This window comes from Polynucleobacter yangtzensis (assembly GCF_027924165.1).
GTDB lineage: Bacteria > Pseudomonadota > Gammaproteobacteria > Burkholderiales > Burkholderiaceae > Polynucleobacter > Polynucleobacter yangtzensis.
The window spans coordinates 1539581-1561675 of the sequence record NZ_AP026973.1; the positions used below are offsets into that span (position 1 = coordinate 1539581).

General features: G+C 45.2%; 26 protein-coding genes. 2 read left to right on the forward strand and 24 right to left on the reverse strand.

Going from position 1 to position 22095, the window contains the following annotated elements; translation table 11 throughout:
• Positions 1 to 11: 11 nt before the first annotated feature.
• The 7 genes from ccoP to QMF28_RS07750 form a co-directional block, all read right to left on the reverse strand.
• The gene (gene ccoP / locus QMF28_RS07720) at positions 12 to 938 is read right to left on the reverse strand and encodes a cytochrome-c oxidase, cbb3-type subunit III (protein WP_216212180.1); all 927 of its coding nucleotides are present in this window, start codon (positions 936 to 938) and stop codon (positions 12 to 14) included.
• A complete protein-coding gene (locus tag QMF28_RS07725; RefSeq protein WP_216860658.1) occupies positions 935 to 1102 on the reverse strand; it encodes a cbb3-type cytochrome oxidase subunit 3 in 168 nt (55 codons plus the stop codon). Before QMF28_RS07725 ends, ccoP begins: the two co-directional genes overlap by 4 nt.
• An 18-nt stretch (positions 1103 to 1120) precedes the next feature.
• Positions 1121 to 1768, reverse strand: coding sequence for a cytochrome-c oxidase, cbb3-type subunit II (gene ccoO, locus QMF28_RS07730; RefSeq protein ID WP_281742115.1), 648 nt, complete (start codon positions 1766 to 1768; stop codon positions 1121 to 1123).
• Between the two features lie 10 nt (positions 1769 to 1778).
• On the reverse strand, positions 1779 to 3221 hold the full coding sequence (gene ccoN / locus QMF28_RS07735; protein WP_216212187.1) for a cytochrome-c oxidase, cbb3-type subunit I: 1443 nt from the start codon (positions 3219 to 3221) through the stop codon (positions 1779 to 1781).
• A 165-nt stretch (positions 3222 to 3386) separates the two neighbouring features.
• Positions 3387 to 3566 carry a cbb3-type cytochrome oxidase assembly protein CcoS gene (ccoS, locus tag QMF28_RS07740; RefSeq protein WP_068324457.1) on the reverse strand — a complete coding sequence of 60 codons (180 nt, stop codon included), beginning with the start codon at positions 3564 to 3566 and terminating at the stop codon, positions 3387 to 3389.
• A 9-nt stretch (positions 3567 to 3575) separates the two neighbouring features.
• Entirely contained in the window at positions 3576 to 6008 is a 2433-nt protein-coding gene (locus tag QMF28_RS07745; RefSeq protein WP_281742117.1) for a heavy metal translocating P-type ATPase, read from the reverse strand.
• An 8-nt stretch (positions 6009 to 6016) separates the two neighbouring features.
• Positions 6017 to 7252 (reverse strand): MFS transporter, encoded by a 1236-nt coding sequence (locus QMF28_RS07750; protein ID WP_281742118.1) that lies wholly within the window; start codon positions 7250 to 7252, stop codon positions 6017 to 6019.
• 84 nt (positions 7253 to 7336) lie between these two features.
• On the opposite strand from QMF28_RS07750, the gene QMF28_RS07755 reads away from it, so the two are divergent.
• The gene (locus QMF28_RS07755; RefSeq protein ID WP_281742119.1) at positions 7337 to 8320 is read left to right on the forward strand and encodes a Bug family tripartite tricarboxylate transporter substrate binding protein; all 984 of its coding nucleotides are present in this window, start codon (positions 7337 to 7339) and stop codon (positions 8318 to 8320) included.
• Positions 8321 to 8334: 14 nt separating this feature from the next.
• On the opposite strand, the gene QMF28_RS07760 is transcribed toward QMF28_RS07755, so the two are convergent.
• Genes QMF28_RS07760 through QMF28_RS07775 form a run of 4 tightly spaced genes read right to left on the reverse strand, consistent with a single transcriptional unit; the run spans position 8335 to position 12151 of the window.
• Entirely contained in the window at positions 8335 to 8658 is a 324-nt protein-coding gene (locus QMF28_RS07760) for an AtuA-related protein (protein ID WP_281742120.1), read from the reverse strand.
• Positions 8655 to 10022, reverse strand: a complete 1368-nt coding sequence (locus QMF28_RS07765; RefSeq protein WP_281742122.1) for an acyclic terpene utilization AtuA family protein — start codon at positions 10020 to 10022, stop codon at positions 8655 to 8657. The genes QMF28_RS07760 and QMF28_RS07765 overlap by 4 nt, the downstream gene beginning before the upstream one ends.
• 13 nt (positions 10023 to 10035) lie before the next feature.
• On the reverse strand, positions 10036 to 10791 hold the full coding sequence (locus tag QMF28_RS07770; protein ID WP_281742123.1) for a 2OG-Fe dioxygenase family protein: 756 nt from the start codon (positions 10789 to 10791) through the stop codon (positions 10036 to 10038).
• A gap of 58 nt (positions 10792 to 10849) precedes the next feature.
• Positions 10850 to 12151: a TAXI family TRAP transporter solute-binding subunit gene (locus QMF28_RS07775; protein ID WP_281742124.1), complete on the reverse strand. Its 1302-nt coding sequence runs from the start codon at positions 12149 to 12151 to the stop codon at positions 10850 to 10852.
• A gap of 116 nt (positions 12152 to 12267) precedes the next feature.
• Between QMF28_RS07775 and QMF28_RS07780 the strand changes: the two genes are divergently transcribed.
• The gene (locus QMF28_RS07780; RefSeq protein ID WP_281742125.1) at positions 12268 to 13029 is read left to right on the forward strand and encodes an SDR family oxidoreductase; all 762 of its coding nucleotides are present in this window, start codon (positions 12268 to 12270) and stop codon (positions 13027 to 13029) included.
• 14 nt (positions 13030 to 13043) lie between these two features.
• Here the strand turns inward: QMF28_RS07780 and ccmI are convergent, their stop codons facing one another.
• The 13 genes from ccmI to QMF28_RS07845 all read right to left on the reverse strand — a co-directional run bounded on the left by ccmI (position 13044) and on the right by QMF28_RS07845 (position 22033).
• Entirely contained in the window at positions 13044 to 14243 is a 1200-nt protein-coding gene (gene ccmI / locus QMF28_RS07785) for a c-type cytochrome biogenesis protein CcmI (RefSeq protein WP_281742126.1), read from the reverse strand.
• On the reverse strand, positions 14240 to 14713 hold the full coding sequence (locus QMF28_RS07790; RefSeq protein ID WP_281742127.1) for a cytochrome c-type biogenesis protein: 474 nt from the start codon (positions 14711 to 14713) through the stop codon (positions 14240 to 14242). Before QMF28_RS07790 ends, ccmI begins: the two co-directional genes overlap by 4 nt.
• Complete coding sequence (locus QMF28_RS07795) at positions 14710 to 15237, reverse strand: DsbE family thiol:disulfide interchange protein (protein ID WP_281742129.1); 528 nt, start codon at positions 15235 to 15237, stop codon at positions 14710 to 14712. The genes QMF28_RS07790 and QMF28_RS07795 overlap by 4 nt, the downstream gene beginning before the upstream one ends.
• Entirely contained in the window at positions 15234 to 17153 is a 1920-nt protein-coding gene (locus QMF28_RS07800) for a heme lyase CcmF/NrfE family subunit (RefSeq protein WP_281742131.1), read from the reverse strand. Before QMF28_RS07800 ends, QMF28_RS07795 begins: the two co-directional genes overlap by 4 nt.
• Positions 17150 to 17584 (reverse strand): cytochrome c maturation protein CcmE, encoded by a 435-nt coding sequence (ccmE, locus tag QMF28_RS07805; RefSeq protein WP_281742133.1) that lies wholly within the window; start codon positions 17582 to 17584, stop codon positions 17150 to 17152. The genes QMF28_RS07800 and ccmE overlap by 4 nt, the downstream gene beginning before the upstream one ends.
• Positions 17581 to 17769 (reverse strand): heme exporter protein CcmD, encoded by a 189-nt coding sequence (gene ccmD, locus QMF28_RS07810; RefSeq protein WP_068324488.1) that lies wholly within the window; start codon positions 17767 to 17769, stop codon positions 17581 to 17583. Before ccmD ends, ccmE begins: the two co-directional genes overlap by 4 nt.
• The gene (locus QMF28_RS07815) at positions 17769 to 18539 is read right to left on the reverse strand and encodes a heme ABC transporter permease (RefSeq protein ID WP_216212220.1); all 771 of its coding nucleotides are present in this window, start codon (positions 18537 to 18539) and stop codon (positions 17769 to 17771) included. The genes ccmD and QMF28_RS07815 overlap by 1 nt, the downstream gene beginning before the upstream one ends.
• Positions 18536 to 19201 carry a heme exporter protein CcmB gene (ccmB, locus tag QMF28_RS07820; protein WP_068324493.1) on the reverse strand — a complete coding sequence of 222 codons (666 nt, stop codon included), beginning with the start codon at positions 19199 to 19201 and terminating at the stop codon, positions 18536 to 18538. Before ccmB ends, QMF28_RS07815 begins: the two co-directional genes overlap by 4 nt.
• Positions 19198 to 19845, reverse strand: coding sequence for a cytochrome c biogenesis heme-transporting ATPase CcmA (gene ccmA / locus QMF28_RS07825; protein ID WP_281742135.1), 648 nt, complete (start codon positions 19843 to 19845; stop codon positions 19198 to 19200). Before ccmA ends, ccmB begins: the two co-directional genes overlap by 4 nt.
• A 201-nt stretch (positions 19846 to 20046) precedes the next feature.
• Entirely contained in the window at positions 20047 to 20598 is a 552-nt protein-coding gene (locus tag QMF28_RS07830; protein WP_281742136.1) for a flavodoxin family protein, read from the reverse strand.
• Positions 20599 to 20651: 53 nt separating this feature from the next.
• A complete protein-coding gene (locus QMF28_RS07835; protein WP_281742137.1) occupies positions 20652 to 21062 on the reverse strand; it encodes a DoxX family protein in 411 nt (136 codons plus the stop codon).
• A 24-nt stretch (positions 21063 to 21086) separates the two neighbouring features.
• Positions 21087 to 21506 carry a MarR family winged helix-turn-helix transcriptional regulator gene (locus QMF28_RS07840; RefSeq protein ID WP_281742138.1) on the reverse strand — a complete coding sequence of 140 codons (420 nt, stop codon included), beginning with the start codon at positions 21504 to 21506 and terminating at the stop codon, positions 21087 to 21089.
• A 113-nt stretch (positions 21507 to 21619) separates the two neighbouring features.
• The gene (locus tag QMF28_RS07845) at positions 21620 to 22033 is read right to left on the reverse strand and encodes a carboxypeptidase regulatory-like domain-containing protein (protein ID WP_281742141.1); all 414 of its coding nucleotides are present in this window, start codon (positions 22031 to 22033) and stop codon (positions 21620 to 21622) included.
• Between the last annotated feature and the right edge of the window lie 62 nt (positions 22034 to 22095).

The following is a 22095-nucleotide window of genomic DNA, read 5'->3' on the forward strand; positions in this document are numbered from 1 at the left end:
AAGTACTTTTCTTACTTGGCTGCTGCTGGCTGCTTATTATTAGATAAGCCCCAAACATAAGCTGTTAACAACTGGATTTTCTCAGGACTCAATACTTTGTCTTGAGCAGGCATTTGTGCCATACGACCTTTAGTCACAGTCTCAACAATTGTTGCTTCTGAGGCCCCATACAACCATGTCTTATCAGTTAAGTTAGGCGCACCCAGGGCGATGTTGCCTTTGCCGTCAGCGCCATGACATGCAGCGCAATTGGACTTAAATACATCGGCACCACGAGCTGCTTTCAAATCATCAGCAGGCAAGCCAGAGAGGCTACGAACATAGTTGGCAACATCAACAATTTGCTTGCTATCTAGCTGCGGAAATGGAGGCATGACACCAGCACGACCATTCACAATAGATGCTTTGATATTCTCTGGCGAACCACCATACAGCCAATCACCATCAGTTAAGTTCGGGAAGCCTTTAGCTCCGCCTGCATCTGAACCATGGCACTGTGCACAAGAATTTAAGAATAAACGTTGCCCCATTTCACGCGCTTTTGGATCGGCTGCTACTTGCTCAATATCCATCTTGACGTATTTGGCGTAGACAGGCTTAAGCTCATCATTGGCATTGGTCATAGACTGCATTAAGGCACCGTCAGTGCTGTAACCCAATACACCAGGATATGAACCGAGACCTGGATACAGAACTAAGTAAACCAAAGCAAAGATGCAGGAAATCAAGAACATCCACATCCACCAACGCGGTAATGGATTATTGAGCTCACGTAAATCGCCATCCCAAACGTGACCAGTATCATCCACTTGGCCGTCCGGCTTCAGTGTTACCTTGGTCTTGCGTTGAGAAAATAATAACCAGATGCACCAAAAGATACCGACCAATGTTACTAGGGCGATATAGGCACTCCAACCGGCACCAAGAAAGTCACTCATGATTTATCCTTACTGAATTCATCGGGTAGATCGAACGGAAGTTCGGCGGATTCTTGATTGGCAGACTGTCTTTTAGAAGACCAAGCCCACCAAACGATTCCTATAAAAAATACCAAGCCAAGCACGGTAGATATTGCGGAGAGGTATGGTGCAATAGTTTGCATAGTTCTCATTGCTAAGAATTACTTAGCAACCACCTCATCAACAACGATATATCTACGATTAACACCAAGCCCCTGGAGGTAAGCAATCAAAGCATCCTCTTCAGTCTTACCCTCGAGCTCCTTAGGTGCATTTGCAATTTGCTCATCGGTGTAAGGAACACCTAAGCGACGCATAGCAGCCATATGAGAAGAAATGGTGTCTGCAGCTGCTGGTTTTTGCAGATATGGATAAGCAGGCATATTGGACTCAGGAACTACATCGCGCGGGTTACGCAAGTGAATACGATGCCAATCATCCGAATAACGACCGCCTACACGAGCTAAGTCTGGACCTGTACGCTTGCTACCCCATAGGAATGGATGATCAAATACTGACTCACCAGCTAAAGAGTAAGGACCGTAACGCTCTACCTCTGAACGCAAAGTACGAATCTGTTGTGAATGACAACCCAAGCAACCCTCACGCTGATAGATATCACGACCAGCTAAACGCAATGCAGAGTATGGCTCAACACCTGGGCTAGGCTCAGTGGTTGAGTGCTGGAAAAATAATGGAACGATCTGCACTAAGCCTGCAATCGAGATTGCGGCGATAGTAGCAATGATCAGCCAACCAACATTACGCTCAAGCGTTTCGTGGGAGAAAAATCGACGTTGTTCTGACATGTTCTTATCCTTAATGAGCTGCTACAGATGCTTGTGGAATCGCAGCGTCGATGAATTTTTTACCAATCACAGTCTTGTACACGTTATAGGCCATAACAAACATGCCGCTTAGGTAGCACAAGCCGCCCAATAAACGAATTACATAGAATGGATAAGTAGCTTTTACAGACTCAACAAAGCTATAAGTCAAAGTGCCATCTGGTTCAAATGCTCTCCACATCAAACCTTGCATTACACCGGCAATCCACATTGCTGCGATATAAATCACCACACCAATAGTTGCAATCCAGAAATGCACTTCAATTAACTTCGTGCTGTACATATCCTTTTGGCCAACTAAACGTGGGATTAGGTAATACAGAGAGCCGATGGTAATCATGGCAACCCAACCTAAAGCTCCTGAGTGAACATGGCCGATGGTCCAGTCTGTGTAGTGAGACAAACTATTCACAGTCTTAATTGACATCATGGAACCTTCAAAGGTAGACATGCCGTAAAAGGACAGAGCTACAACTAAGAATTTCAGGATAGGGTCACGACGGAGCTTGTACCAAGCGCCAGACAAAGTCATGATGCCGTTAATCATGCCGCCCCAAGATGGCGCCAACAAGATCAAAGAGAACACCATACCTAAAGACTGAGTCCAGTCTGGCAAAGAAGTGTGTTGCAAATGGTGAGGACCAGCCCACATATAAGTAAAGTTCAAAGCCCAGAAGTGAACAATTGATAAGCGATATGAGTAGATTGGACGCTCAGCCTGTTTTGGAATGAAGTAATACATCATGCCCAAGAAGCTGGTAGTTAAGAAGAAGCCTACTGCGTTATGTCCATACCACCACTGAATCATGGCGTCTTGCGCGCCAGCGTATGCAGAGTAAGACTTAAAGAGGCTTGCTGGCATCTCAACGTTATTCACGATATGCAATACAGCAATTGTCAAAATATAAGCGCCGAAGAACCAGTTCGATACATAAATGTGTTTTGTTTTACGCTTAATCACGGTACCAAAAAACACAACCGCATAAGCTACCCAAACTACAGTGATCAATAAATCAATTGGCCACTCTAGTTCTGCGTACTCTTTTGAAGTGGTGATCCCTAGTGGCAAGGTAATAGCAGCAGAAACAATCACCGCCTGCCAACCCCAAAAGGTAAATGCCGCTAATTTGTCACAGAAGAGTCGTACTTGGCACGTGCGCTGAACAATGTAATAAGAAGTTGCGAATAATGCTGATCCACCGAACGCAAAAATCACCGCATTGGTATGCAACGGACGCAAACGACCGTAGCTCAACCAGGGAATATTAAAAGTGATTTCAGGCCAGATTAACTGAGCTGCGAGGATAACCCCCACAAGCATGCCAACGATTCCCCAAAGTACGGTAACAATGGCAAATTGGCTGATAACCTTGTAGTTGAAGTTATCTTGATTACTCCCCACGGTAAGTCCCATGGTTTCTCCTTTTTTGTGACCAAACAGCGACATAATCCAAATAGACTGGATTGATTATCAAAGTAAGGCCACCAAGGGGGTTTGATCTATATCAAAAAGGGTGGGGCAAATTCAGGAAGCAGTGAAAGAAAATAAATTAATTCCTAGATCTCTTTAAATATATGACTATTTTTGAGAGTGCTTACTAACTTCTTTGGGTCTAGGCACATCGTCATCCATCAAAATTGCTTGGCCTGGACCATCCAAATCATCGAACTGACCACTCTTAATCGACCAGTTCAAAATCCAGACCAAAAGACCAATAAGGACCAGCGACAAAGGGATGAGGAGATAGAGACTTTCCATTCCTATAGTCTAAGCCTTTCGCAAACGCCAAGCATTTAAGGTCACTGCAAGCGAGGAAAGTGACATGCCGATTCCAGCAACCCATGGATTGACCCAGCCCATCATCGCAGCCGGAATGGCAAGTAGGTTATAGATCAGAGCCCACAATAAATTCTCTTTAATAATTGCCTGCGTTTTATCCGCTAATAGCAATGTTTTTGCCAAAGGCTCTAGTGAGGCAGCAGTGAGAATGGCATCAGCTCCAGCTGCTGCTAATGGCGCACCCGCTCCAACAGCTATTGAGATATCTGCACGCGCAAGTAAAGGCGCATCGTTCACACCATCGCCAATGGCCCATATAAAGCGCCCTTCTTTTTGTAAGCGCTCAATGTAATCATATTTATCCTCGGGGGTGCAGCCGCCTTGATAGTGCTCTATACCAACATGATGAGCCCACCAAGCAACCGTCTCACGATCGTCACCTGAAACCAAATGCACGGCAATATTTCTAGACTTCACTACTTTTAAGAATTGCTCTAGACCCACCCTTGGTGTATCCAAGAAAACAAAGCTAGCGATTAATCCTTGTTCGTCAGCTAAATGCACCTGCCCATATTGCCCCTGTTGAGCGCCTTGATCTACACCCAACCATAGCGCGCTTCCTAGTCGATAAGGTCCAGAACTTAAACCTCTACCCAAAAGATTAATAACAGGTTCACTTAACAAAGGTAGCGTGAGCGCCTCGCTTTCTGCAGCACGCAATAATGAAAGCGCTAGTGGATGTCTCTGCCCAATCTCTAATGCTGCTGCCAATGCTAAGGCATCCCCACGGCGACAACCGGAGCGCAAATTGATAACTTCCTGTAGCTCTGGCTGGCCCATTGTTAAGGTGCCGGTTTTATCTAGCACTAAATCAGTTGCCTTCACCAAGCCCTCCATCACGTGTCCACGCACGATCAGCAAACCTAATTTAGTTACAGCACCTTGAGCAGCTGCCATGGCAGTAGGTACAGCTAACGATAAGGCACAAGGACAGCTGGCAACAAGAACTGAAACTAAAACTGTCCATGCGCGACTAGGATCAAAGTAAAACCAAATTGCTGAGGAAGCAAATGCACTTAGCAATAAAAAAGTGACAAAGTATGCCGTCCATTTTTCTGCAAGACTCACCATTACCGGCTTTGCTAGCAATGCTTGATCAAGTAGAGATGCAATTCCAGCAATACGAGTTGACTGCCCTACTGCTTCAATTCGCATCAATAATGGGTTAAGAATATTGTGCGTTCCCGCATATACGTGATCGCCAATTTTTTTCTCTACCGGCTTAGATTCACCAGTTAGTAATGACTCATCTAAAGCGCTTGCATTTTCAATTAAGACCCCATCAGCAGGAACTACCTCGCCAGGAGACACTCTCAACACCTCACCAGGATTGCAATTCACTACCGGAACTACTTCAACATCTTGTGATGCAGGGTAATTGAATACGCGCTCACAGGTAGCGGGCAATTGCTTCGCCAACGCCTCAGCACCACCCTGCGCATCTTGCCTTGCCAATAACTCAACATATCTTGCGGCCAATATAAACGCCACGAACATCGTGATGGAATCAAAATAGCTTTTTCCAGATCCAGTTACTAAATTAATAGTGCCCGCAATAAAGGCTAAGGCTAAAGCCAAGGCTATGGGAACATCCATCCCAAGCATATGCGTCTGCTTTACTGACTGCAAGCTCCGCCAAGATGCTTGGAATATGGGTCCAGCTGAATAAACTATTACAGGGACAGTGAGAGCCCAACTTGCCCAACCCATCAATAACTCAAACTCAGGTGTAATGTCAGCGCCAGTATAGGTTGGCCATGCATACATCATGACCTGCATCATGCCAAGCATTGCAACGCCCAGGCGCATGAGCAATTTGCGTCTCTCAACCTTTGCTCTATCCAAAGATTGAGATGGCTCGAATGGCCAAGCCTCGTAACCAATGCGTTCAATTTCAAATAGTAATCGCGCTAAGCTTGTTTTGACTGGGGAAAAGCGCACCATCACCTTTTGGGTGACGTAATTAATTTGTACATCCTGCACGCCCACATTACGACGCAAATGCTGTTCACATAGCCATACACAAGCTGCGCAACGAATTTTTTCTAAACGTAGAGTGGTTTCTAAACTATCACCATCTCCAGATGGTCGAGTAAAGCGACCACGCAAAGATGGATCATCGTAAGGCTTAAGTTTTTCTGGAGTTTCATTACTTGCAAGATAGGCCGCTGGCTTGTCACCAGACTGTGAGCGCCTGGCATAGAAAACTTCTAAGCCCTCACCGTGGATGGTTTGGGCAATCGCCATGCAACCTGGACAGCAAAATGATCTAATCTCACCGCCTAATTCTGCTTCGATTAAATCGCCTGGAAGGATCTGGCTTGAGCAGTGATAGCAAACTAAAGAATTCGATTTATTCATTCAATTATTCATGCACGCGCTGCGCTACCCCAACCTCTTCGACGTTCGTAAATGACGAACAACACGCCCCATATCACCACGGCAACATATGCCCAAACCCAAGCGACTTGAGAAGAACGCGAACCCGATATATCCAAAACGAAACCAAATATTGCAGGGCCCAATAAGCCGCCGCCAAACCCCATTAGCGAGTGCAAACCCATCGCCGCGCCCTTAATATTTTCCTGAGCACTAATGACCAAGCCTGCAGTAAGTGTTGATGAATCCGCCATGATGAAAATAGCATGTCCAATAGCAAGAGCAACAATCAACCACCATGATTGCCCCGTTGAACAAGCAAATGCAATGCCCAATACAGCGCTAGTCAGCATCACAATACAAACCCACTTCTGGCGCCCTACCCTTAAAGCAATCTCATTACCTAATATTGAAGCAGGTACACCAAAGAAATTAATCACTCCAGCCAAGGTCGTTGCCGCTAGAAAAAAGGATTCTCCTGATGCCACTGCACAAAAAGCGAAGAAGGCAACAATCCAGCTTCTAGAGGCAAAAAGTTCTAATGTATGAGCGGTATAGCCAAAAATAAATCCAGAGGCATTTTTATCTTGCAAAACCAGTTTCCATTTACCCACTGGGAAGATGTCGTGCAGACGTATATTGATTGGTCCCCTCCACTTGTCATGCTGCAATGCCGGAATAAATATCATTACAATCAAAAATGCAGCTAATGGGCCTAATGCAATCAGGCTAAATACATAATGCCAACCTAACGCACTCAAAATCCAACCGGAACATAAGTAAGAAAACCCTGTACCAATCCCAAAGAAGGCGGTGTAAAAAGCAATGTGTCGTGTTAGCTCGCCAGACTGAATCCGATCGGACAAAATTTTGAGGCCCGGCATATAGGTGCCAGCAAGGCCAGCCCCATTTAACGCCATAAACAATAGTGCCGTCCAAAAGTTATATGCCAACAGACCCATACCAAGAAGTCCGCAAGTAGCAATAAGACCGCCAACCAAGTAAACCTTGCGCGCATCAACCCGATCGGTCAATGCAGTTGCCAATGGAACTGCTAGCATGTAACCAAAGAAAAAAGCACTGGCAATCAAGCCGGATTGCAAATTACTGAGGTGCCACTCTTCTTGGAGGGCTGTTAACACTACTGCGTAGCAAGCAAAGCCCAATAAGGCACAGGTTTGTGCCAAGAGCATAAGAGGGGTATAACCAGCTGAACGAAAGCGCATAAGTAGTCAGTAGAAACGTGAACTCATTCTACTCGCCCAGATCAAAATAGACCCGTTACACTACTAAAAACACAAGGAGACAGCATGAACCACAAGTCATTTGCCAGAAAACTATTGCCGATTGGCGCTAGCCTTTTTATGGGCCTTATAAGCACCTTGGCAATAGCCGATAACTACCCATCCAAACCAATTAAGGCAATTGTTCCATTTGCCCCAGGAAGTGCAACCGACCAAATTGGGCGAGCCTTTGCTGCCAAGATGGCTGAATCACTAGGACAGCCAGTAGTCATTGAGAATAGACCAGGGGCAAATGGAATGATTGGTGCAGATTTAGTGGCAAAAGCGCCAGCGGATGGCTATACCTTACTCTTTGGAACAAATAGCACTAATGCAGCTCTTAAGAGCTTAGTAAAGAACCTTCCATATAACCAAGATACTGCTTTCACACCGATTGGTTATTTTGGATCAGTGCCTCTTATTGTTGCCATCAATAATGATGTGCCAGCAAAATCTTTAAACGGCTTTGTGGCCCTAGCTAAAGCAGATCCCGGAAAGATGACTTTTGCTTATGCAAGCACTTCGCAGCGCGTTTCCTCAGAAATGCTATCGAGCGTTGCAGGCATCAAAATGACTGGCGTCTCATATAAGAGCGGCCCGAATGCAATGACCGATTTGATTGGCGGCCAAGTAAATATGTTTACCGCTGACTTTGCAGTCACTTTACCGCAAGTGCAAGCAGGCAAAATTCGTGGTCTTGCAGTCACTTCGCTAAAGCGCTCCCCAGCCATCCCTGAATTGCCAACCGTTAATGAAGCGCTCGGAATTAAGGGTTATGAGCTGATTGCCTTCTTTGCAGCCTTCGGTCCTGCCGGCATGCCAAAAGATGCGGTGATCAAACTTAATAAGGCAATTAATGATGCTGCTAAATCAAAAGATTTAGTTGAGCGTTTTTCTGCAATGGGATTTGAATCTCAGCCCGGCACACCTGAGGCTTTGGGTCAGAAAATTAAAATGGAAACCGTTAAATGGGCTAAAGCAATTAAAGAAGCCGGAATGGAACCAGAATAATTCTTTGATAAAAATTACGCGTCAATATTAATTTCCATTGCCAAGAGCCAGTACGAAAGGCTCTTGCCATGGGCATCTAAATTCAATGAGAGATTGACGCCGCCATCAAGCACATCATCAATCACAAAATTAAAAGCCATTAAATTAGGTAATTCATAGCGCCTTACTGCACTTGGGCTACGAAAACCAAAATGACTCTTTATTTTTTCTTCGGTTAACTCTTTTTGCAATAGAGAAAAGTCTTCAGGGCGATATGCAATCACGCTGATATTAGATCGATTGCCTTTGTCACCCGTTCTGGCGTGAGCAAGTTTATAAAGTGGCATGGTTTTACTCATGACAACTCAGCCCCAAAAAATTCGTAGGTCGCCTTTACCAATTCTCGTGGAATGAGGCATGCAATAGTATTTAAACGAGGCTTTAGACTGGTTCGAACACCGCCGCCACCCGCTGGCCCACAGGTATAGAGAGCAGTTACCTCTTTACACACTCTCTGCGCCTGAATTCGATCCTGATGAGCGGTTGCAATCCGCAGACGGATATCCTCGAAGCCTAACGTGGACTTAAATTGAGGCCCATTTCCAGCATCACTACTGAAGATGCTAGATGAGCCAATAAAATCTATACGTAATTTCAAATTAGATAGGCGCTCTTTAATAATCTGGGCTGCCAATTGAGCGCGCTCAAGTGCATTACACCCAGCATACGAGATTTCAGCCTCAGCCAACCAGCCGCCATTGATGCACAGATTGGCCTTCAATGTAGTAGGTCTTGGATGTCCTTTGACGCCAGTAACCATCACACGATCACCACCTAAGTCATCAATCTTTGCTTGGCTAATATCCGCTACTACATCAGGGGTTAAATACTGAGTCGGATCATGCAACTCGTACAAAAGCTGCTCCGTTACAGTCATGCGACTCACTAAGCCACCCGTGCCAGGCGGTTTCGTCACGGCAATATTACCTTGAGCGTCAAATTCCACTATTGGAAAACCAATCGCAGCTAAACCAGGAACATCTTTTATTCCAGGATCTGCAAAATACCCGCCCGTAACCTGAGCACCACACTCCAAAAGGTGGCCAGCCATGGTGGCTGCCCCCAAGAAGTTCCAATCATTCCAGTCTTTTTTAAAGTGGGCCATGAGAGGACCAACCGCAAGGGAAGGGTCGGATACTCGCCCCGTCACCACCACTTGAGCTCCAGCAATCAGGGAATCAGCGATCTCTTTTGCCCCAATGTATGCATTCGCACTAATTAACTCGCTTTGTGAAAATGTTTTTTGATCCTCGGGAGTTAGTGCATTTACAACATCTTTGCGCAACTCTAATGCCGAAATATCATCACCCCGAACAATTGCAATTCGAATATCAGGCAAGCCTTTTTGCTTTGCAATTGAATCGATAAGTCTTGCAGCGCTTTCTGGATTGGCAGCGCCAAAATTCCCAATGATCGGGATACCGCCTTTTATGCAATCGAACAAAACTGGTTCTAGCATTTCTAAGAGTAAAGGTTCATAACCTAACTCCGAATTCTGACGCCTTTCCAATTGTGCAAGTGCTAAAGTTCTTTCGGCTAGACTTTCAAAAATAAGACATTTTGATCCGCTATGTTTTAAAAGCTCATCTACCAAAGGCTTAGCAACGTCAGTTCGATCACCAGAAAATCCAGCGGCACAAGCTATACGATAGATGTCGGTCACGTTTTAAAGAAAATTATTGCTGGCTACGATTAGGTGAGTCTTGGAAACCGTTAGAGCGGTAGGTTAAAACCAATGTATCTCGGTATCCGTATTCAGCCACTGGCTGAATAGGTGTTGATTCATGGATCATGCGTTGATCATTCATTAACAGCAAAGACCAAGGCTGTGTGAGAGTAAAGCGCAGGCCCGCAGAACCAGAAGCATCAAATATTCTCGTCTCACCACCTTTGATACCTGAACGATCCAACAAGAAGACCGCTACAAAATCTACGCCATCACGATGAGCGCCCTCAGGCGTGGGGCGCCCAATACCGTCAGTTGTATCAATCCGAAATTGATGAGCCTCAACAAACCAAGTATTGACTTGTTTTAAGCCATTCAAAATATGTGCAAGCCCTAGTAATACCGATTGCCAAGCGGGGTCACCTAACAACTCCTTCTGAATGGGCTCAAACCAACGTTCAATGCCGCCGTGAAGCGCGTTGTAGTCGAGCGATTGCCAATGTGCTCGATGTGGCACCAAGGTCAATTCATCGCCCTTAATTTCATAACTGGCATGGCGACGGAAGCGATATCGACCACCATCCTTTAAATAAGGATCGCGGGGCAAATCCTCCCAAAACCTTGTGAGACTTTGAAGATTGGTCAGATCCACATGACTAAATTGAGCGACGGTCTCGGCAGAAATAACTGCGAAACCATCTTCACGCAAAGCCTGGTCAATCTGCTTAAGAGGGGTCAGAGAAGGCGCAAGGCCGGCAATAGTCATCCGCTTATTTTAGGGCAGATGGCAGAATCGGGTTTGGCCTGTTATCCAGCATTTCATCTCAATGCACTAGATTTAAGCGCCCGCGTACCTCACCCACATGCCCTTTTAGGTCATATAGCTCTTTGGCATCCAACATAGAAACCTTGATATTGCCAACCCGCCTTTCGATAGCCTCGAGATCTTTAAAGTTCTTTTCCTTAAGCTCGGGGTTTTGAGCGTTTCTCTCAATTACCTTAAGCTCTTCGTATACCTGAGCTAACTTCAGTCGCAAGAAGAAATTCTTGGCTGAAGGGATGTAAGTAAATAACGGAATCAAAATTACCAACAATGGAATAACAATTTTGACAAAGCGACCCGCCCAAACTGCAGTCCAAAATGGAAGATGACGATGCAGGAATGAAGGTCCATCTTTTAAATAAATTTCTGCGTCCACATGCAAAGGAAAATCCAATCCAGCGCTTGATGGAAATTCGCCTACTTTTTGTAAGCGCGAATACGATTTCAAAATATCGTATGAAGCTCCAAGCACCAGAGAAACCAATGCTGGATTGATATCCTCATGCGCAACTAATGTGGCTGTAGCAGCCATGACTTGAATGTCTTGACGTGGCTGATCATGCTGAATGCTCAATAACCCTCTGGGCACTGTCACTTTAGACAAATATGTGAGATTGCGGGTATAAGCATCTGCCTGATCAAAGTTCATCAAACGAATCCCTGGAACAGAGTAAAACTTTCTCAGGATTGGAGCCTCAGCTGCGGCGACGATAAATACTGCATCTAACTCACCACTACTTAATTTGGCAATGGCTTCATCTGGTTTAAGTCTCTGTGCGCCAATTTCTTTATCGGTAATGCCGCTGGCCTGCAATAAATCTTTAGTCAAAGCCAAAGTACCACTGCCTTCATTTCCAATGGAAACTTTTTTTCCTTTTAACTGACTCAATATCTTGAGTTGGCCACCATCGCTTTTAAATGCGCCTTCGCGATACCAAACCCAAATAGGCTCATAAAACATGCCCGCTATTGAGACCAATTTAGGGTAATCGCTAACGTTAGCCACACCACCCTGAACCATCGCAAAATCCACTCCAGATTTTGGATCATTTAAGAGAGCCAGGTTATCAATAGTTCCGCCAGTAGAGCGAACCTTGAGATTGACACCCTCCTTAGCTAAATCAGCCTTTAAGCGTTCCCCAAACTGGTAGTACAAACCAGTCGGGAATCCCGTTGCCATTTCAATCGATTTAGGCGGCGGCGGAATTAAGATCCAAAGCACACCAAAAAGGATAATTAAAAGCGCAAAAAAGGTGGCTGCTAGAGCCAAGGGGTTATAGATCTGTCTTTTGATGAAATTCATTAAAGTCTCTTCATGTTTTTTGCATTATGCCCCGACCATGGCGCAAGGAAAAGCTTTCAAATCCAATCACCCAAATCAAGATAAGATGATGCTTTTTAAAAGCCCTAAAGACCATTATGAATTCAGCAAAAACCAAGGTGGCCCTAGTGACAGGCGCAGGAACTGGGATCGGGAAGGCCGCTGCCAAGGCCCTACTCAAAGGTGGCTATCAAGTGGTGCTGACAGGCCGCAATCTCGATAAATTAGAAAAAGCCATTGCTGATATTGGCGGCGATCAGAGCAACTGCCTTGCCGTATCTTGTGATGTTGGCAAACCAGATGAGGTCAAAAAGTTATTTACCGCACTAAGCAATCGGTTTGGGCGCATAGATGTTTTATTTAATAACGCTGGCATGGGCGCCCCCGCCATTCCCATGGAAGAACTTAGCTATGAGCAGTGGATGAATGTCGTGAATGCCAATCTTTGTGGCGCATTCCTATGCTCACAGGAAGCGATTCGCATGATGAAGGCGCAATCCCCTCAAGGCGGCAGAATTATTAATAACGGCTCCATCTCTGCACATACACCACGACCCATGTCTGCACCATATACCGCAACAAAACATGCGATCAGCGGATTAACTAAAACGATTGCATTGGATGGGCGTCCATTTAATATTGCCTGCGGTCAAATTGATATAGGCAATGCCGCAACCGAAATGACTGAACGTATGGCTGCCGGCATTCTGCAGGCTGATCAATCTACTAAAGTAGAGCCGCGTATGGATGTTGATCACGTCGGAGAAGCCGTGCTTCATATGGCTCAACTCCCGCTAGAAAGCAATATTCTATCGATGACAATTATGGCTACCAATATGCCATTTGTAGGCAGAGGCTAAAGCAGTCTTTTGGACTACTGGCGCACTTGATCGATCAGCAGGCGAACATTACTTGCACCTACTTTAACCGTCTGGGCTGATGAGATTAAGTCACCCATCTCTGGTTTAGCCATTCCAGTTTTTGAGATGCGCACTTCGATACTCGCCTCAGATAATTGAGAGAGCGGCGCGCTTGGATTCATTGCCAAAGAATCATTCAAGGTAAAGATCATTGGGAAATCGCTAGCAGCAACCTTTAAGACGGCTACCGGCATACGCTCACCAGGCTTGCGGGCAATGACCATTACAATATCACCCGACTTAATCTTAGACTTCAGGTCTGGTGCTAATTCAATCTTGCCGCTAATCGATTTACCAGCCACTGAAGTAGGAGCTTGCGAAGAAAGTCCACCCTTAGAGCGAGCCTCAGCAATCGAACCCTGGATAGCACGCGCTTCATCGGTATCTGCTGGTATCTGTTTTGCTAATTTCTCCCAAGTCTGTACAGCTGCTTTGTAATTGCCAGAGCTATACGCTGCAGTGCCCGAAAGCCATAGCGCCATTAAATTATCAGGATCAAGCTTTAAAGCCTGATTAATTAACTGCAAAGGCTTTCCGGCAAAATTACCGTCAGCGTTGGTAGCCAATACATCTGCATAGTCGGCTAATAATTGAGGATCAGAATTAATAAAGTCGCCAGCACGTGCATATGCCTTAGCGGCATCCTCATTGCGACCCAAGATGCGATAAGAGCGAGCTAGCATTGCCCAACCCTTCAAGTTGCTAGGATCTTTTTCCATCTTAATGGCAAATTCAGCCACCATTTTTTCAACGCCTTCTTGGGTAACCGGTGTCTCAGAATTTTTTTGCGCTACACGGACTACATCTCCCAATGAAAAATAGAGTCCCGATGAAAGCACGACAATAAAAATACATAAGCCAATAGCGGTCTTTTTCGTAGAACCCGCTACCTCACGATCATCCTCTACGATCGTATCCTGGAAAAGACGTTGCCGCATTTCAGCATGAGCAATTTCATAGTCAACAGAATTGATTACACCAGCCTGATGTTCCGCTTCTAATTTATCAAGCTCTTCTCGATAAATGGCAGCATTCATCTGGCGACGAGATGTTGCTGCACTCTTTGCAGGAAATATAAAAGGTCGCAACACCAGCACTAACACTAGAACCAAGAGTAGAAAGGCGGGAATCAAAAAGCTAGTCACTAAATTCATCCTTCTTTCTTATCGGCTGCATTGAGCAATGCATCAATTTTTTGATTGTCTGCATCAGTCAGAACAACATTAGGAACGCTACTGTTGCGACGGCGTAAATACACTAAGAGGCCTGCAATGCCAATACCCAGGATGACGAATGGGCCAATCCAAAGCAACCAGGTCACCGGTTTAACTGGCGGACGATAGAGCACGAAATCGCCGTAACGCTCAACCATGAATGAGCGAATTTGATCGTCCGACTTACCTTCACTAATCAGAATTCGAATTTCACGGCGCAAATCATTTGCCAAATCTGAGCGCGAGCCCGCCAAGGATTCGTTTTGACATACCAAGCAGCGCATCTCTTCTGAAATACTAATCAAGCGCTGTTCTATTACAGGGTCATCCGCAAGAGGCGCAGCGTCTCTGGCAAATACACTGCCAAGGCTTAACGCGATCAATGTAGCTAGAAAAATCTGCTTCATCATCTTTTAAGCTCGCTCAGCTTGGGGTAAATTTTTTCATTCAATAAGTTCATAGTCAATGGACCAATATGCTTAAAGCGAATCACGCCCGCTTTATCAATAATGTAGGTCTCGGGAACCCCATAGACTCCGTAATCAATACCAACGCGGCCATTGCCATCAAAAGCAGAAAGTACGTAGGGATTACCTTGCTTTGCCAACATTGCTAAAGCATCTTCACGCTTGTCCTTATAGTCCAAACCAATCACTGGGGCTATTTGAGATTTTGCTAGCTCCACCAATACTGGGTGCTCTTCACGACAAGCTACACACCACGATGCCCAAACGTTGAGGACCCACACTTGACCCTTCATGCTTTCTGGCGAAAATGTTTTATTAGGCTCGGCCAATTGAGGAACCTCAAATGCTGGGGCAGCCTTATTGATTAATGGTGATGGCACTTCATGAGGATCGCGATTGAGGCCGATAGCTAAAAAAACTACTAGAGCTACAAACAAAACGAGTGGAATTAAAAATTTTGCTTTCATGCGAGCTTGTTCTTTAATTTCATTCGATAACGCTTATCCGACATCGCCAATACGCCACCTAGGGCCATTAGCAAGCAACCGCCCCAGATCCAATCAACAAAAGGTTTGTAGTAAACACGCACGGCCCATGACTGGTCACCCAACTCCTCGCCAAGAGATACATAAATATCGCGGGTAAGTCCAGCATCAATGGCCGCTTCAGTCATTGGCATTGTGGATGAGAAATAGCTTCTCTTTTCAGGATAAAGACTGGTCTGAGAACCGCCATCTTTTGACAATAAGAATGTGCCGCGCATTGCTTGATAATTTGGGCCGCGAGCAGCGTTAACACCCTGCAATTGAATTTGATAACCACCAACCGTCACCGTATCGCCAGCTGACATGCGCACATCTTTTTCTTCTTGGTAGGCGCCTACCATCGTGACGCCAATGACAAATACCGCAATACCTAGATGGGCTACCTGCATACCAATAAAGGAACGAGTTGGTTTACCTGCCTTTGCTTGGCGAACAATTTGCATGCAGCCTGATGCAATCACCCAAAAAGCCAACATGAAGCCCATACCAGCAAGCCAAGTAAATTGTCCCATGATTAACGGAATTGCAACTCCCGCAACCAAAGCAACCGCGCCCGCAAGCCATAAGCGCTTAATGATGCTGAGTAAGTTGCTTTGCTTCCAGCTTGCCCAAGGACCTATGCCCATCAATACCAATAAAGGAACCATGATGGGAACAAAGACGCTATTGAAATAAGGAGGGCCTACAGAAATCTTGCCAAGATGCAAAGCATCTATCAATAGAGGATAGAGTGTGCCGAGCAAAACAGATCCGGCTGAAACAACTAAAAAAACATTTCCAAGCAAGATAAATGTTTCTCTAGAGCTCAAATTAAATTTACCGCCCATAGTGCTCTTTGGTGCTCGCCAAGCGTAAAGCGCTAAAGATGATCCAACAACTAACGATAAAAAGATCAGAATGAAAATGCCGCGTCTTGGATCGGTTGCAAATGCATGCACTGAGGTCAATACACCAGATCGAACTAGGAAGGTGCCAAGCAAGGACAAGGAGAACGCGGTAATCGCTAATAATACGGTCCAGCTTTTAAAGCCGCCACGCTTTTCAGTAACAGCTAATGAATGCAATAAGGCGGTGCCTACGAGCCAAGGAATAAATGAAGCATTCTCAACGGGATCCCAGAACCACCAACCACCCCAACCTAACTCGTAGTAAGCCCACCAAGAGCCCAGCGCAATACCGAGGGTCAAGAAAACCCAGGCAGCTGTTGTCCATGGGCGTGACCAACGCGCCCATGCTGCATCTAATCTGCCTGACAACAAAGAAGCAATTGCAAAAGCAAAAGCTACTGAAAAACCAACGTAACCCATGTACAACATTGGTGGATGAAATACCAAACCAGGATCTTGTAAAAGTGGATTTAAAGATCGACCGTCTTGAGCGGCCGGCAACAAACGCTCAAAAGGATTTGAGGTTGTTAGTACAAATAACAACAAACCACTAGTGACCAGTCCTAAAACACCAATTACTCTGGCCACCATGAAATCATCCAAGGCCTTAGAAAGTTGCGCTACCAATATAGTCCATGTAGCTAGCAAGAAAACCCACAGCAACAGTGATCCTTCATGACCACCCCATACCGCACCTAATCGATAGATCACCGGCATTTGTGAATTGGAATGCTCAGCAACATAGAGCACAGAAAAATCGTTACTGTAAAAACTCCATGCCAGTATTCCGAAGGCGATCGCCAATAATAAGAAAACAGTCTGAGCGGTAGGTCTTGCCAGAACTAACCAGTCTCGGCGACCAAAGTGGGCGCCTACTAAGGGCAAAACCCCTTGCACGAGAGAAATACAAAGCGCCAAAACTAATGCGTAATGCCCAAACTCTGGAATCATTTAGCGCTTCCGTTTTTTTGCGCCTGGTCTAACGCGTGTTTGGCTTCAGGAGGCATGTAATTCTCATCATGTTTCGCAAGTACTTCGCTGGCAATAAATTCACCATTCGCATTCATGCGACCTTGAATCACCGCACCCTTACCTTCTTTAAATAAATCAGGAAGAATGCCGGTATATGCGACTGGAATGTCCTTCACAAGGTCGGTGATCTCAAAGTGCACAGTGAGGCCATCGCGTTTTACTGAGCCATCTTTTACCATGCCGCCGATCCTAAAAGCTTGGCCTTGAGGTGCCTTACCTGCCGCAACCTCACTTGGCGTGACATACAAAGCTATATTGCTGTTAAGTGCATTCAAGATCAACATCGCAGCAACTCCAATCGCTAGGAGTGCGGCAACAATAATCAATGCACGTTTATGTCTAGGTTTCACTTACTAATCTCTTTATCGAACTGCTCTGCTAGTTGTTGTTGCTTCAATCTGCGGATTACTGCCCTAAAGCGAGCGCGCACAAATAGAGGCTCCAATATCAAAACTAAGGCACAAATGCCAAAACTGCTCCACACATAAAGTGCGTAACCGCCCATGGCAAAAAACTCGGAAGGACTATTCCACATCAGCTTTTCACCTCAATTGATTGTCTCACCCAATCCGCATGGGCTTCACGCTCCAAAATGATTGCCCTCACTCGCATTAAGGTAACTGCAATCGTGTACATCCAGAAACATAGGGCCATTAATAACATTCCCCAGAGCATGGTTTGGGCCATAGCCGGCGATTTAGTCAATGAAACGGATGCTCCTTGATGCAAGGTATTCCACCATTTCACTGAAAAATAAATAATCGGCACGTTTACTACACCTACCAAAGCCAAGATAGCGCTAGCTTTATCAGCGCGGCGCGGATCATCAATAGAGGCTCGTAGGGCAATAAAGCCCAAATAGAGAAACAATAGAATCAGCTCTGATGTGAGTCGTGCATCCCATACCCACCATGTACCCCACATTGGCTTACCCCAGAATGCACCCGTCCATAAAGACAGAAATGCCATCCAGGCGCCTATTGGCGCAAGCGCCTGCGCCATCATGGCAGACAAGCGGGTATTAAAAACAAGTCCAAGCCCCGCCCAAGCAGCCATCACTAAATAGATAAACATCGACATCCATGAGGCTGGCACATGAATAAAGATTATTCGATAGCCCTGCCCTTGAACAGCGTCGACTGGAGCAACAAAAAAACTAACCCATAAACCGACGGCACCAAACAGGAACGTTAAAACCCAGAAAAATGGGATGAGCTTACCTGCCACCGGATAAAAGGTGCTGGGGCTCGATAACTTAAACCAGTTAATCAAGCGGTGGTTAGAAAAGTGATTTATCTGACTCATTCGATTGCAATCTTTACGGCGGCAGTACTTACCCAAGGGACAAATGCTAAAGCCAAAATCAATAATGCGCCCAACAATGAAAAATGACCTGATGTATCTAAACCAACGCTATGAGCATATACAGCGCCAGCACCAAAAATAAGGACCGGAATAAATAAAGGCAATATCAATAAGCTTAGTAACACGCTGCCACCCCTCACTCCTAGGGTCAATGCAGCGCCTATTGAGCCCAGCAAGGATAGCACTGGAGTACCCAATAGTAGAGTGCCCATCAGCACATACAAAGAGCCGGCATCCAAATCAAACTGAATGCCAATAATTGGGGCTAAGAGCACTAGCGGTAGACCACACACAATCCAGTGGGCAATAATTTTTCCAGTCACGAGCAATGCCAAGGGTTGAGGTGACAAAACCAGCTGCTCTAGCGAACCGTCTTGATAGTCAGCTGCAAACATTCGATGCAAGCCCAGCAAGGTAGATAGCAAGGCTGCCACCCATAGAACACCCGGCGCAATTTTGCGCAACAAGGCAGCATCAGCACCTATCCCCAAAGGAAATAAGCTAGTCACAACGACAAAAAAGAATAAGGCTGTCAGCACCTCACTCTTGCGGCGCATAACCAACAACAAATCGCGGTGAATGATTGCCAGTAAAGCCTTCATAGATCCAGCACCCTGACATTAGGAAGCGTTACCTCTTGATGGCTAGTCAAAACCACTAAGCCGCCAAATTCCACATGCTCAGCAATAAGGTCTTGCAAAGCTTGTACCGCATGTACATCCAAAGCATTGAATGGTTCATCCAAAATCCACAGCTTTGCTTGACGCGTCAACATACGGGCCATCAAGACGCGTCGCTTTTGACCGGCCGACAAGCAACTGACTGGCAAGTGTTCGCGCCCGCGCAAACCAAAACGCCAGAGAGCAGACAAAGCTTTCTCATCCGGCAAATGAACATCATCTAGAGCAGCATAGAGTTGTAAATTTTCTAGCGCAGTGAGGTCTTCCTTCAAGGCATCACGATGTCCCAGAAATAAAAGCTCGCGTTGGTAAGTAGAGACAACCTTATTAATGGATAGTCCACCCCATAAAATCTCACCTGCCTCTGGCTTAGATAAACCCGTCAATAGTCTTAGTAGGCTGGTTTTTCCAACGCCATTCTCGCCACGTACATGTAGACACTCTCCACTAGAGACTGTTAAGTTGAGTCCTTCAAACAATCTTCTTTCACCGCGCACGCATGCAAGAGCTCGCGCTTCAAGCGTCAAAGCAGGGTTACTGGAGGAGGAAGATATATTGACTGTCATGTAAGGCAATGGCTTGATTCAAACCACCCTAGGAATTGTCTGAGAATCTATTGGCACTGACAAACCAGAAAAAGTGGAATTAAGGGAATAATCCCTTTCAATTCAATTACTTATGAAATTATAAACCGACTCGACCAAGAACAAAAAAACCACCCGCAGGTGGTTTTCTCTATTAAATCAATTACTTAGCTCACGCTGAGATCACTTCAGACGCTTAGTGATTTCTGCAATACGCTGACCATAGAGTCTGGCAGTCTCTAAGTCGCCCGCATTCACCTCATCCGCACTTGCGTCAGATGGGGTCTGCATCATTGCTCCAGCAGATGAGCCAACGTAGTTAATGTCATCACGCTTGGCAGCTTTAGAGTTGGAAGGCATCAACCCGGTTCCAACCCATATGCCATTGTGCTGCATTGCTAGAGTAAAGAAGTAATGTAAGGTGGAATGCTTATCACCATTCATCGTGGCTGAATTCGTAAAGCCACCAAATACTTTATCTTTCCATTGCTGTGAAAACCATTGCTTAGAACTTGCATCAGCAAACTTTTTAAATTGCCAGCTTACAGTTCCCATATAAGTTGGTGAACCAAAAACAATGGCATCAGCTTCATTTAAAGTTACCCACTGTGCATCCGTCAAATTACCTTCAGCATCAATTGCCACCAATGTAGCATTCGCACCTTTTGCAACTGCCTCCGCCTGTTTTACTGTGTGACCATAGCCACTATGAAATACCACTGCAATTTTTGTCATCAGAATCTTCTTTTCACATTTAACTTGTCTATCATTTTTTCTTTAAAACGCTGTTACTTCATTTCGAGTCTGGCATCAATAGAGTATCCGCCAGCCCCAAATACAGTTAGCAAAAATAAACCGCCTGCCATACTCAGATTCTTCATAAACATGATGTTCTGCAGGTAGACCTGTTCTGGAGGAAATGCCCAGAAGTTATGAAATATAAAGGCTGCCAGGATAGAAAATAAACCAAGAAGTAGGCCGGCAATACGGGCTTTATAGCCAATAATGATCGCAAGACCGCCAAGAATTTCTAAGGCAACTGTGAGCCCAGCGATGATCATTGGAATTGGCAATCCTTTGGATGCAATATAAGCAGTAACTCCATCGAATCCAAACACCTTGGAAAATCCCGCTGAAATAAAAATAGATGCCATTAATATTCTGGCAACCAAGGCTAAGGGTTTAGATGCTGAGTTCATGTTCTCTCTCCGTTCTTGAATAAGTTAATTTGTAAAAATATGGTTAATCACTTGCAAAGACTTGGTCACTTCTGCCAACTCTTTTTCAGATAGTTTTGAAAATGCTTTTTCTAAATGCTGAAGGTGCATTGGAAAAACTCTCTCAAATAAAGCTTGCCCCTCTTTAGTTAGACCAATCATTTGACTGCGGGCATCTTCTGGATTTAACTTGCGCTCCAAAATTCCCTTGACCTCTAAACGCTCTAGCACACCAGTAAGAGTGCCCTTGGTTACCAAAGTCTTTTCCCCTAAATCTTTGCATGTCATTGGTGGCTGATTACCCAATGTTGCAATCACATCAAACTGAGTCGTAGTCAATCCCATTGCTTTGACGTCGGGAGCCGAATATCTCTCAAATGATTGGTAGGCGGAAACCAAATTTCGCAGAGCCGGTAGAAAATTCATTAGATGTCCATAAAGTACTAACTAGAACTAGTTTAGTACTAATACGAACTAATTGCAAGTGCAGGCAACAAAGAACCCACTTTTAAGTGGGTTTTAAGCAGAATTGAAGGATTTCATTTCCAGAAGAGTGAGATCTTTTGGGTTGAGTCAGCCTTTATGGAGACGGATCGCTTTTGAGTTACACCTCCATAAACGGCATCAATCAGGTAATCGCCAGGCACTAGGTTAACTAGCATATAAGGTCCATCTGCTTGAGCATCAAAGACTATTTGCTTTTTAGCTGCACTCATGATTTTGATGGTTGCGCCAAATATCCAGACGCCCCTGCCATTCTCAATTTGAGACATCTCCAAAAGCAATGGCCATTGCTTAGCCTCAGCAAGAATGGCTACCGTCTCATCCTCACCAACACCGCCAGTGATATAGGAAATTCCTTGTGAGTACTGCGTCTCCGGAATTTGCGCCAGAGACAAGGTACTCATTAAAACCAAATGGGTAGATAGGATTATTTTTAAAAGTGTTTTCATACTCCTATCCTACGCCCGATTGAGTTATAAAAAAAGCCCCGATAGACGGGGCTTTTGTACTT